The sequence below is a fragment of the Alterotamlana spongicola genome (genome assembly GCF_035818475.1).
GTDB lineage: Bacteria > Bacteroidota > Bacteroidia > Flavobacteriales > Flavobacteriaceae > Cognatitamlana.
The window spans coordinates 1,708,930-1,721,171 of sequence record NZ_JAYMGV010000001.1 but is presented as its reverse complement, the minus strand read 5'-3'; the positions used below and the strand labels follow the sequence as shown (position 1 = coordinate 1,721,171).

Annotated in this window: 10 protein-coding genes; 3 read left to right on the top strand and 7 right to left on the bottom strand. The window is 33.1% G+C overall.

All coding sequences use genetic code 11. The features are described 5' to 3' along the window. Window positions 1-14: 14 nt before the first annotated feature. Window positions 15-3,908, bottom strand: coding sequence for a type IX secretion system sortase PorU (gene porU / locus VOI54_RS07460; RefSeq protein WP_326282103.1), 3,894 nt, complete (start codon window positions 3,906-3,908; stop codon window positions 15-17). 266 nt (window positions 3,909-4,174) lie between these two features. Between porU and gldJ the strand changes: the two genes are divergently transcribed. Both gldJ and VOI54_RS07450 read left to right on the top strand, forming a co-directional pair. Beyond that, complete coding sequence (gene gldJ, locus VOI54_RS07455; protein WP_326282102.1) at window positions 4,175-5,869, top strand: gliding motility lipoprotein GldJ; 1,695 nt, start codon at window positions 4,175-4,177, stop codon at window positions 5,867-5,869. A gap of 78 nt (window positions 5,870-5,947) precedes the next feature. Continuing rightward, a complete protein-coding gene (locus tag VOI54_RS07450; RefSeq protein ID WP_326282101.1) occupies window positions 5,948-7,228 on the top strand; it encodes a UDP-N-acetylmuramoyl-tripeptide--D-alanyl-D-alanine ligase in 1,281 nt (426 codons plus the stop codon). Window positions 7,229-7,231: 3 nt separating this feature from the next. On the opposite strand, the gene VOI54_RS07445 is transcribed toward VOI54_RS07450, so the two are convergent. Then, window positions 7,232-7,546: a helix-turn-helix domain-containing protein gene (locus tag VOI54_RS07445; RefSeq protein ID WP_326282100.1), complete on the bottom strand. Its 315-nt coding sequence runs from the start codon at window positions 7,544-7,546 to the stop codon at window positions 7,232-7,234. Window positions 7,547-7,658: 112 nt separating this feature from the next. On the opposite strand from VOI54_RS07445, the gene VOI54_RS07440 reads away from it, so the two are divergent. Next, window positions 7,659-7,931, top strand: coding sequence for a hypothetical protein (locus VOI54_RS07440; RefSeq protein ID WP_326282099.1), 273 nt, complete (start codon window positions 7,659-7,661; stop codon window positions 7,929-7,931). 290 nt (window positions 7,932-8,221) lie between these two features. Here the strand turns inward: VOI54_RS07440 and VOI54_RS07435 are convergent, their stop codons facing one another. From VOI54_RS07435 to VOI54_RS07415, 5 genes are all read right to left on the bottom strand, one after another. Further along, the gene (locus tag VOI54_RS07435; protein ID WP_326282098.1) at window positions 8,222-8,755 is read right to left on the bottom strand and encodes a hypothetical protein; all 534 of its coding nucleotides are present in this window, start codon (window positions 8,753-8,755) and stop codon (window positions 8,222-8,224) included. Between the two features lie 139 nt (window positions 8,756-8,894). Next, the gene (locus VOI54_RS07430; protein ID WP_326282097.1) at window positions 8,895-10,157 is read right to left on the bottom strand and encodes a MutS-related protein; all 1,263 of its coding nucleotides are present in this window, start codon (window positions 10,155-10,157) and stop codon (window positions 8,895-8,897) included. Window positions 10,158-10,742: 585 nt separating this feature from the next. Then, entirely contained in the window at window positions 10,743-11,030 is a 288-nt protein-coding gene (locus VOI54_RS07425) for a type II toxin-antitoxin system RelE/ParE family toxin (protein WP_326282096.1), read from the bottom strand. Beyond that, complete coding sequence (locus VOI54_RS07420; RefSeq protein WP_326282095.1) at window positions 11,023-11,262, bottom strand: ribbon-helix-helix domain-containing protein; 240 nt, start codon at window positions 11,260-11,262, stop codon at window positions 11,023-11,025. The genes VOI54_RS07425 and VOI54_RS07420 overlap by 8 nt, the downstream gene beginning before the upstream one ends. Window positions 11,263-11,454: 192 nt before the next feature. Next, window positions 11,455-11,961 carry a hypothetical protein gene (locus VOI54_RS07415; protein ID WP_326282094.1) on the bottom strand — a complete coding sequence of 169 codons (507 nt, stop codon included), beginning with the start codon at window positions 11,959-11,961 and terminating at the stop codon, window positions 11,455-11,457. Between the last annotated feature and the right edge of the window lie 281 nt (window positions 11,962-12,242).

Genomic DNA, 12,242 nt, shown 5'->3' with positions numbered 1-12,242 from the left:
AATATAGTTTTTTATTAGAGGATAACAAGTTTCTCTATTTTTTCCACTGTTTTATTTAATAGGTTTGAATGTACCTTAAGCTTATAAACATATACCCCCTTACCTATTTTATCACCAAAATCATCTCTTCCATCCCACACCACTTCTCTGGACAATGAACTTGTTGTTTTAAAACCTCCTGTGGTTTTAGCGTTTAAGGTCCGTACTAATTTTCCTGAAACAGTGAATATTTGTATAGAAACGTCTAAAGGTTCAGAACTATTGTGGTTAAACCAAAATTCTGTATAATTTACAAACGGATTTGGATAATTAAGTACATTATTGATAACTAATTCCTGATTTTCGTTATGCACTATAAACTGGATTTCGGAAGTGGACGAATTATTGTAAACATCCCAAGCTTTCAATGTTAAAGTATGAAGGCCGGGTTCCAGGTCTCTTAACGGAAAGCTAACGGTTCCCTTGGTATAATCATCAACTTCTGTTTGATAATAATCATTAAGGACAATTGGATTTTTTTCATCACCATCAATAATGGCAATTATATCATGTCCAATCCCACTGGAAGTATTAATCCCGTTTGTATCTTCTAATTTTGCCAATAATGTTGGGGATTGATTGGTTATACCTCCTGAAACAAAATTCTCATCATTCATAAAAAGAGCCACTACTGGCCCTATATTATCTTCGGCAGCATTTTCATTTATCCCTCCTATTTTTATAGTGTTAACACTGGCTCCTGTTTGATCTAACGTTGACGTTTCATTTTTTGTATAAAAACTAACCTTACCTAAACCTACCGGAATACCTATATCTTTTGGAACCACAAAATCAAACTCAAACAACCCGTTTTTCACTGAAGCTTGTCCTCTAAAAATAATTTCGCCTAGGGTTGTAAAGTCCAACAAAACCAACTCCCCGTTTAATCTTGTTCCATCATTTGCCAGTGTTCTTCGGTCAATACTCTTGTCATAAATAGTTGTTGACAATGTTCCGTTATAATCTGTCAATATATTGCCCGAAGCATCAGTTACCTCCCCGGCCAGTTTTACATAACTTAATGCTTTTAAGGTATCTGTTGCCTGGGCCAAAGGCACATCATTGATCTTAGATAACCTAACACTTGGCTTAGCAAAGGCCAGCTTCATGGCCGGATCACCTATAAAAAAGATCAATCGTCTTTGCCCATTTCCTGAGACTGCAGAATTGCCTTTTGCCAATCGTAATGCCTCGGCCATAGTAGGATATTCGTTATCATCAAAATCGTCATCATCACTATATGAGAACAAATATTGCCCCAATACATTATTAAATGCAATGGCAAAGCTTACAAATATTTGACGTGTTGTAGTAATTAAACCTATAGCTCCTGCTTTTTTATTCCAATAGGTAAACTCGCCTGCGGTTTCTCTATATGGATTATCAAACCGGGTATACTCACAGGTCACTGTTACAAAACAGTTAAGCTTGCAAAAATTACGAAAATTGTTAATATCTGGTTTTAACAAAATACGTTCTGATGCTAGGCCATCTTCCCCACCATGTCCAAAATAATTCACTACCAAAGCACCATTATCAACAGCATTTGCAATTTGTGTAGTAACCGTTGGATACCAATCTCCTCCTGCAGAGGATTCCTGCTTGAATGCATCTGAATGAATTTTAACAACATTCATAAAAGGTTTATTTTGGGTTACAAGGTTTCCAACATTATCAGTAGTCTCCTGCAAAATCCCTTCCCAATCCTGATCTACATCATCAGACACAACTACAAAATTATTTCGCCAGCTCCCAAAAGCTTCTTTAACATAATAGGACTCAATCTTATCTACCATTTCTTTGGCGCGCTGCGGGGTATCTGCTAAAATTCTTCCCACCGCAATATCCAGTTTATCACTGCTTGCCATTGCCCCTTCATTGTTGTCCATCATACCATAAAAATCATCAGAAACAAAAGATCCTGTTAAACTAAAGCTATTATAAGAATACCATGAAGGCACAATATTGGTGTTATTTGGAGTTCTGTCTTTATAATCAAAAGAACCGTCTCCAAACAGACATAAATATTTCAGTTTCTTTTCCGGTGTACTGGCATTGTCGTATACGTATTTAACCATATTCCTTATAGCCCCAACATCCTGATTTCCTGTACTAAACTCATTGTATATTTCATTCAACCCCAAAACCTTAACATTTAATCCATATTGATTCCTGTTAATCTGCGCCAAACGCTCTGCCTGATTTATCATATGATTTGGAGACACAATAATATAATCAACATCTTGAAATTCCCCCTGAGAATTATTAAAAATGGCACCTTTAATGTTTTGGTTGTTTATAATAGTTTTTGACTCATCAATCTCCGGAGTAAAATAATCTGAAGTACTAACTGCTACATAGGTCTTAAGACTTCCTAATGTAGATTTAAAGCTTAAAACCGGATTACTGTCATCATTATTTACAAAATTTGTGACATTATAAACATCTGTGACATCCCATATTTCTGAAAGTCCCGAAGTATTAGCAATATTATATTGACCGATACCTGAAGCAGAGGCCACTATACTATTTTTAAATTGAAATTGCTTATTGGTAAACTTTAAAGCCCTTAAAGCTTCAATTGAAATATAATCCAAATACCCTGCAGCACTGGGGTTTCCTTGATTATTATAGTCAAGTCCTACGGTAATCTTAGATGAGTTCACATTAATACTTCCGGTATAAGAAGCTCCACTGGCCAATGTTGGGCTTGAAACTCCAAACAAATTTAAGGTTGTAATTCCTGAACCATTGATACTCAAATCCATTGCGCTATTGGTTGTAGACACCCCCGCAACCACAACATTCAATTGTATAGGACTGGAAGTAACCAAATCGGGAAACTCAAATTCAAAGGTTTTTTGATTATCAATGTCAAATTTATCTCCAAACCATCGCCTTCCAAGAGATATTAAATTATATACATCCATCTCATGAAATTTATAATCTTCAAAGGTATCTATAATCAAATCCGGGGTTCCGTCAGGTTCCTGGAATGACTGAATGCGCTTACCATTTCCGGCACTAACATTTATATAATAATAGGTTTTATCTGTATAACAATTAATATGAGTTCTTTTCTCCGCATCATAGCCTTTCGGACCCTGAGCGTAAAACAAAATATAATCTTCATTATTAAAAACACCATCTGACTCTCCTACAAATTTTATAGCATTTTCCGGAACATCATAAGGATATGGTACTGAATTTTGATAGGGAATCATACCACCCCCATACCCAAACAGTTTAATTTGCCTTGGATCAATGTTATTCACGTTTACCCCCAAACGTTGTAAAAAATCTTTGGATAATTTAAATACCCCTGTGGTATCTACATAAAAGCGAAACCATTCTCCGGCACTCAAGATTGAATTTGAAATAGCTTTTGAAGCATTAAACTTTCCACTTGCAGAAATAGCCCTATTTACACTTGATCCATTCTTATAATTTACCTGGAATGAAATAACTTTCTTAAAGCTGGTATTTGAATCTTTGATTATTGGTGTTAGTTGAAAATAAACATAGCGCTTATCTCTGGATATAGCATTTTTTATACTAAACTCTAACTTGTTTGGTATTTTAGCAACATCCAAATCTTTTAAAGCCTCTTTGGTTATAGTTTCATAGACCACCTGGCTTATTGATACTGAATTTTCGTTTACTCCTCCAGTGCTTTCCCATTGATCAACAAACAGCAAACCGTCTTCTGGGTTAAAAGTAAAATAGTCACTATTGAATGATGGTACTTCAAGAGAAAATGTTCCTCCTGATAGTTTTTGAGATTCCTCCCAAACAAGGTTGTATTTTTTTTGCTGAGCAAATAATGTTACTGAAGTCACCAGTAACATCACTAAAATATTCTTTTTCATTGCTAAAATAACGTCATTAACCTCTTGTTATTATTTACTAAAAAATAACATTTTTAAAAACTGTATCAAAAATACAATAATAAATTAGTAAAGCGGACGTTATAACTCAACAAACAAAAGGCCAAAAACTGCAAAAACATCGTTGTAATGCATAAAAAATAAGATGAAATACACATTTTTTTGGTTAAAATGTAAAAAATAGCTTGCGTTATTGGGTTTAATTCTTATATTGCAGCACCAAAAATATTATTAGCTTACTTAAAAGTATGGATATGAAAAAAGTAGTATCACTAAAGGTTTTATTGGTTTTAGCGCTAACAGTAGCTTCAACCAGTTGTAAAAAATCCTCAAGTTCAAAAAACAGCTCCAGAGCTACAGGATGGCAAATTAACTCCCGTGAAGGAGGTTTTCAATACAACACAAATTTTAAAGAACAGGAAACATCTCCAGGATTGGTATTTATAGAAGGTGGTACTTTTACAAAAGGGCGTGTACAGGATGATGTTATGCATGATTGGAATAATAGTCCAAATCAGCAACACGTACAGTCTTTCTATATGGATGAAACCGAGGTTACCAATGCCATGTATATGGAATATCTGGATTGGATCAAACGTGTTTACCCACCTTCTGATGAAAACTTCAGAGCTATATATCATGGTGCTTTACCAGATACTTTAGTTTGGAGAAATCGTTTAGGTTTTAATGAAGTAATGACTGAAAACTATTTGCGTCACCCGGGATATGGTGAATATCCTGTTGTTGGTGTAAGTTGGATTCAGGCCGTTGAATTTGCTAACTGGCGTTCAGACCGTGTTAACGAATACAATCTGGAAAAGGCAGGCTATTTAAAACGTGATGCTAAGATTACGGATGTTAATGCTGAGCAAACGTTTAGTACTGATACTTATATCAATGCACCGGAGCAGGCTTATGGAGGAAATACAGAGGTTACAAATCCTGAAGGCAGAGGTAGAAGAAATGTAAGAGTTGATGCTGATGGCAATGAAACTGGATTATATGCTACACGCGAAACCGGTATTATTTCACCTAAATACAGATTACCAACTGAAACCGAGTGGGAGTATGCCGCTTTAGGGTTAAGTGAATTAAGAAGTTATAATCTTTACCGTGGAAGAAAAAAATACCCATGGGATGGACAATATACACGTTCTGGAAAACGTAAGGTTCGTGGTGATCAATTAGCTAACTTTAAGCAAGGAAAAGGTGACTATGGTGGGATAGCAGGATGGTCTGACGATGGTGCAGACATCACCAATGCTGTTAAATCTTACGAACCTAATGATTTTGGATTATATGATATGGCTGGTAACGTTGCTGAATGGGTGGCTGATGTATACAGACCCATAGTTGATGATGAGTTTAACGACTTTAACTACTACCGTGGAAATGTCTATACCAAAAATGCATTGAACGAAGACGGCTCTGTAAAAGTAGTTAGCATTGATGATATTGTTTATGATACGCTATCTAACGGAAAGGTAATTGCCAGAAATTTACCGGGTGAGATCGCTCAGGTTCCAATTGATGAAAATGACACTTACTTAAGAACTAACTTTGACAGAAGTAACCATATAAACTTTAGAGATGGTGATAAACGTTCGTCTCGTTATTTTGAAAGCTTTAACGATGACGAAAATGAGGAGAGTAATGCTGAAGCAGAAACCAGAAAGATGTACAATTCTCCAAAACACAATATTACCAGAGATTCTTTAGGAAATATTATTAGAGAGTATGACAGAGGTAATAACAGAACATCTTTAATTAATGACGAAGTAAGAGTTTATAAGGGTGGTTCTTGGAAAGATAGAGAGTATTGGTTAGATCCAGCTCAAAGACGTTACTTCCCACAAGATATGGCAACAGATTATATTGGATTTAGATGTGCTATGTCTAGAGTAGGCTCTAAAAGCAAAACAAAGAACAAAAAGAAAAATTAATCGTTCTTAATAATATATTAAAGTCCTAACTCCAGAGTTAGGACTTTTTTTATACTTTTATTTCAAAAATTTCAAGACTTGAAAATAGCACAAATACACAGCCATTTCTTAGAATGCAACACAGCATGTACGGATACCAGAAAGATTCAAAAAGACGATATGTTCTTCGCTTTAAAAGGCGATAATTTTAATGGAAATACTTATGCTGAAGAAGCCTTGAAATCAGGAGCAAAATTTGCTATTATTGATGATCCTGAGTGCTGCATTTCAAATAAAACCATATTGGTAGATAATGTGTTGACCACACTTCAAAAACTGTCTACATTTCATCGCAAATTTTTAAATATTCCTATCATAGCCCTAACAGGAAGCAATGGCAAAACCACAACAAAAGAACTGATCAACGTTGTATTAGCTCAAAAGTTTAACACTACAGCCACAATAGGTAATTTAAACAATCATATAGGAGTACCCTTAACTCTGCTATCCATGCATGATACTACAGAAATTGGCATTGTAGAAATGGGCGCCAATCATCAAAAGGAAATAGAATTTCTATGTGCTATAGCCCAACCGGATTACGGCTATATTACAAACTTTGGGAAAGCCCACTTAGAAGGTTTTGGAGGTATTGAGGGCGTGATAAAAGGTAAAAGTGAAATGTATCATCACCTGATCTCTAACAATAAGACCATTTTTGTGAATAGTACCGATCCTGTTCAAATTGAAAAAACCAAAACCGCTAATACATTTTCTTTTGGAAGCACAGACCATGAAGCTCATGTTCTTATTAACCTTATGGCTGCACAACCTTTTGTAAAATGCATCTATAATAATATAGAAATACAAAGCCGGCTTATAGGCGATTATAATTTTAATAATATTGCAGCCGCCATTGCTATTGGGAACTACTTTAAAGTAAAAGATGAAGACATTAAAAAGGCTATTGAGACTTATATCCCGTCAAATAACCGCTCTCAAATCATTCAGAAAGGCTCTAATCACATTATACTGGATGCTTATAATGCTAATCCAACCAGTATGCGTGCAGCCTTATTGAATTTTGAAAAACAGAATGGATATAAAATAGCTGTTCTGGGTGATATGTTTGAACTTGGCAAGAATGCTAAAGAAGAACATCAAAACATTCTGGATTTAGCGCTTTCTCTGCATATTGATAAAATCCTATTTGTTGGAACACATTTTTTTAAAGCTGAAGTTAAAGACCACAAAGCAGAACAGTATCAATCTTTTGAAGATTTTAAAAACAACTTTGATTTTTCTACCGTAAAAAACGCCTCTCTACTTATAAAAGGATCAAGAGGCATGGCATTAGAACGAACTTTAGAGTTTATCTGATTTTTATTTTTGAGGCATTTGATTTTTCAGATCGTCCAATAACACTTCAATCTTGCTAATAATCTGCGTATTATTCAAAACAGGTTTATAGCGTGGCTCCCCTTCATTAACAACATCCTCGGGATCATCTCTCAACAACCAATTAAGATCGGCTTCCGGGAATTCTTGAATTATTTTATGCAAAAAATCAATTGAAACTTTTTTACCGTTCACATACTGAGAAAGCTGGGAATAATTCATATCCAGTTTCTTGGCTAAATCTCCCAATTTGCTGTACTTACTCTTTATTAACTGCTTCAATTTCTCTTCAAACTCCATAGTTAGGAATTATTAAAATTACACTTATGAGTAAATTTTTATTTTAATATTTAATTATTTATAATATATTTGTATATAAATTCACTCAAATCAAAACAAACTTAAACATATTATGACAAATTTAAACAAATTATATACTTTTTATGATATTAGTACTCCAAAAGAAAAAGAAGCTTTAAGAGACCTGCTTGTTAATCACCTTCCTAAAGAGTATACCGGCAAAGTAATAGATAAATTACGTGCTAATAATATTGAAGTAGATTCTCAAACTGTTAGAAACATTAAAAGTGGTATTTGCAAAAATATTCTGGTATTTAACGCCATAATTGAAGTTGCCAATGAGTTCAAGACCATATCAAACAACTTAAAGGCCAACCTTCAATAATGCTCTCCCTCTTTATTTTATGACCTACATACTCCTACTACTAGCACATAAAATGAAAACTAATTATTAATAGTTCATCACTCTTCTCTCAAGTGATGATAGTACTAAACCTAAACGGCCAATTGGCTGTTTAGGCCAGGTACAAAGCATTTATCTTCTCTGTAAGAGCTTTCGGTTTTAGAACTTTAATACAATAGTTTACTTAACAAAATTGCTTAAACAGCCAGATAATTAGTCTATTTTTATAAAATTATTGACTTGTGCAACGGTCACCAGTGTTTGCACTTTTTTTATTTTAAATATTTCTCTAATTCTGAAAGTTCCAAAACGATTGAACTTGAGCTTACATTAAAACACACACTTCCAATTCCGTTATCAATATTAAATTCGATTCGGTTTTTATCTCTAAATGAAATTCCGAATTCATTTAATTTATAGAGCCTAAAATCAATACATTTCATACAGTCACTGATTTCGGGGATTTTAGAGTTCGATTCGTATTCACTTTTAATTTTGTCGTTTATCAATTCTTCCAATCCGATTACTTTTTCATTAAAAAAGTCAGAGTTTTTTACTTTTATCGTATCCTTTTTGTCAATCTGAAATAGTTCATATTTGTAAGAATATCGGCCTTTATAATCAGCTGTTCCAATTGATTTGAATAAGTGATTTTTAAATTCACAAGTTTTTATAATTATAGGTTCCGAATATTCATGGTCATTTTTAATCGATTCATTACAGACTATTTTTAAGTCTGTTTCTTGAGCTTTGACTTTACAGGAAAAAGTCAAAATAAGAGTTAAAATTATTGATATGTATCTCATTTTCTCAATTTGTGACAACGGTTACGTGTAAGAATAGTGCGGTTTTGTGTCCGAGGATTTTCCGACTTGTGACGCCTTTTGGCGTTAGTAGGCAAGAACCAAGTAATTATTCTTACACTTTGTTACCTGCTGGCTTTTTTTAGTCTAATAATTTGTTTAATCCTTCTTTTTCAAATAGAATTCGACCAACTTTTATGTTTGACCAACCTTTTTTTAGTTGATAGGTGAAAGTCGGTTTATTTTCAATTAATTCACAATCGATATAATAGTTTGCTATTTGTCCGTTTGAAACTTTTTTTAGCTCTTGAATGTGAGTAGAAATAAAAAAATATGAGTTGTCGAATTTACTCAATCCATTTATTGTTGTTTTACAAATTTCAAAACCATCCTCCACATTCGTGCCGCTAAAAAGCTCATCAAAAACAGCAAAACATTTTTTCCCACTATTTGCTTGTTGAACTACCCTTTTAAGGTTCATTACTTCAGTCATAAAATGGCTATAGCCATTTAAAATATCATCTGTTCTGTTTATTTCAATTGAAAAATAATCACAAAACGGAATTTCTCCGTTTGATGCAGGTATTCCAATTCCTAAATGGCCAAAATATATACAAAGTCCAACAGCCCTAAGAAAAGTTGATTTTCCAGACATATTTGGTCCGTTTAAGACGATTACATTACTATTGGTTTCGAGGTCATTTTTGATAGGATTTTCTAATAATGGATGATAAAAATCACTTAGTTTAATTTGGTCTTTGGTAAAACTTGGATATGAGAAGTTGTTTTTTGTTATTCCGAAACTAATTGATAGATATGCTTCAAACAGAAAAAAATCATCCCAAAATAATCTTATTAATCCCTTTTTCTTAAGGTTATTAATTTTTTCTGTCAACTCAATTACATGCTTATCTCTTAGCCTTTTTTCTCTGATTATATGTTCATGTTTATGAAGTTCAAAATTTGATAAAAACTGCAAAATTCTTTTAATACTTGAAGCGTATTCTTTTGGAAAAAGGTTTAGTTTTAACCTTGTAAAATACTTGGATTCTAAGCGATGGAAAAACAAAATCAATTGATTAAACTTACTTATATATCTTGTTTTCTCTTGTTTTGAAGCAAATAATTTGTATTTCAGTTTTTTCTTTGAAAAATCTTCAATTTTTTCATCATTAAGGAAAAAATGAACTTCGTTTAAATATAAAACTGTGTATGAATAGCCTTTTAATATTTTCTCATTTTCAGAGAATCCTTTTAATATATTTTGACGTTGGATTATCTCTGTAGTCGATAGCAATGGTTTTCCGAGAATTTCAAAAATTTTGTTTTTTGAAAACATATTCAGAGAATAGTCGAATAATGGTAAAATTTCATTTTCTATGTTTAAGTCTTTAATATTATTCATTTTCTATTCAAAGAGTTCAGTTTTCAGCTTGCAAGTAACGGTTAGTATAAAATTAGCTGCGTGTATAAGCACTAAAATAAGTAAATAAACACTAGCTGGAAAACTCCGCAGGAATTTTCCAAGTAAGCACTTACCGAGCAATTAATTATAGCATCGATGAAAAAGCAGTAAGTCGAGTATCTTTAAAGTTCACTAAAAAAATAAAGATATAAACACTCAAATTACTGCCTCCTCTAAATTATGCATAGGAATTGACATACACAAGCGAAGTTGGAAATGTCATTGGTGTATTGGAATAGATACTAACAGGTAACAAAGCTCACAATAAAAGTAGACAAACCTGTATCACAAAACAACGTGGGTGAACTAAATTCTTAGTATCACATTTTTTAGCAAGTGACCAGGTTATTATAACTTATAATCATACAGATGCTGGTGACGATCAAGAATCGATCACAAATAGGATGCCGATCAAGTTATATCAAAATAGAAAAAAGTGGCTTAAGTAAAAATTAAAATATTAACTTTGAGGAACTGAGCTAGTGCTTTTCATAGGAGCCACTGTTGGTAACAGTTTTTATTAATTTATAGTTTTTCATCCAAGTCTTGTCTTCCGACAATTGCCATTATTTCTACAATATTTTCATTGACTTTAAAGAAAACACTATCTACTCCACAAACACAACGTCTATAACCCTTTTTTATATAGTCAACCAATTCAAATGAGTAAGGGCGTTCCGCAATAATGTCAAAATATTCAAAAAAAGAGTCAAAATATTTATCCGCTTGTCTCATTCCGAATTTTTTAATTCCATAATGGTGAATCCGAATCAAGTCATTTTTCGCTTCTTTGCTTAATTTGTATTTAGCCATTCAGCAAAGACTTTGATTGAGCTAAAATCTCACTTTTACTGTCATTTGTAAATCCGCTTTTTTCAGCTTTCTCAAGTTTAGCACGAATCCAGTCAATTTGAACCTGCTGTTTTCGAGCTTGTCTTATCAAGTCATTTACTAATTCACTTTTGCTCGAATACTCTTTATTGTCAACTTGGGTCTTTAACCATTCATCATTTGGCTTTGTAAATGATATGCTTTGTCTAGCCATAACTTTATTATTTGATGCAAATATACACCAAAATCGAATCATTTTCAAATTATTGACTACGGTCTCGGCTATGAGTAGTTGCGTGGGTTAGCATTTAACTTTGCAAGTACACACCAAACTGAAAATCCGCGAGGGTTTTCGTAAGTAGGAAAGTACTAGCAATGAATTATACGCAGTGTTAGCAAACATTTTTTATGATTCATAGTGATATTCTATATAAAAATATAATTCATTAGATTCAGCTATAAATCCGTCTGTCGGTCCAACAGGCAATCGAGGATTAACTGTCTCTTCAATTTTCCAATAATTTATTATTTGTTCAGGTTTAATTATGTTTTCCTTGTTAAACTTTGGGTCATCTCCTTCAGTCCAATCATTCTTATATCCCTCAATTTCATCTAAAGCTCCTTTTAAATTGTTTTCAAAACTAGAGATGTCAATTTTTTCAATTTTTAAACCGTTGATCCATTCGTTTAAATCAACTTGGAATTGCCAAAGTGATAACCCATAAGTTAAATCGGTGTGCATTTCGACAACTCTGATTAGACTTAAATAAAATTGTTCGACAGAATCAAAAGAGAATTTTGAGCCTCCAACCATTCGAATGAAACTAATTTGCCAAGTCATTCCCAATTCATCAAAAAGGAATTCGGTTTTTAAATCGTTTTCTGTTAGTTTAATTAGATTATCAATGTCCATTCAAATGTTTGCTAATGTCTCTGCTATGATTAGTGCGGGACTTAAATAAGAGATTAATTTCCGATTAAGCACTTAGCCAAAACTTTTTATTTTGTTTTATTTTTTCATTTTTAAAGCCAAATCAAAAGATTTGGCGGACTTGGTTAACAATTACGATACTTTGGGTTAAGCACCAAAACCCGTATTAATTATAGCATCGATGAAAAAGCAGTAAGTCGAGTATCTTTAAAGTTCACTAAAAAAATAAAGATATAAACACTCAAATTACTGCCCCCTCTAAA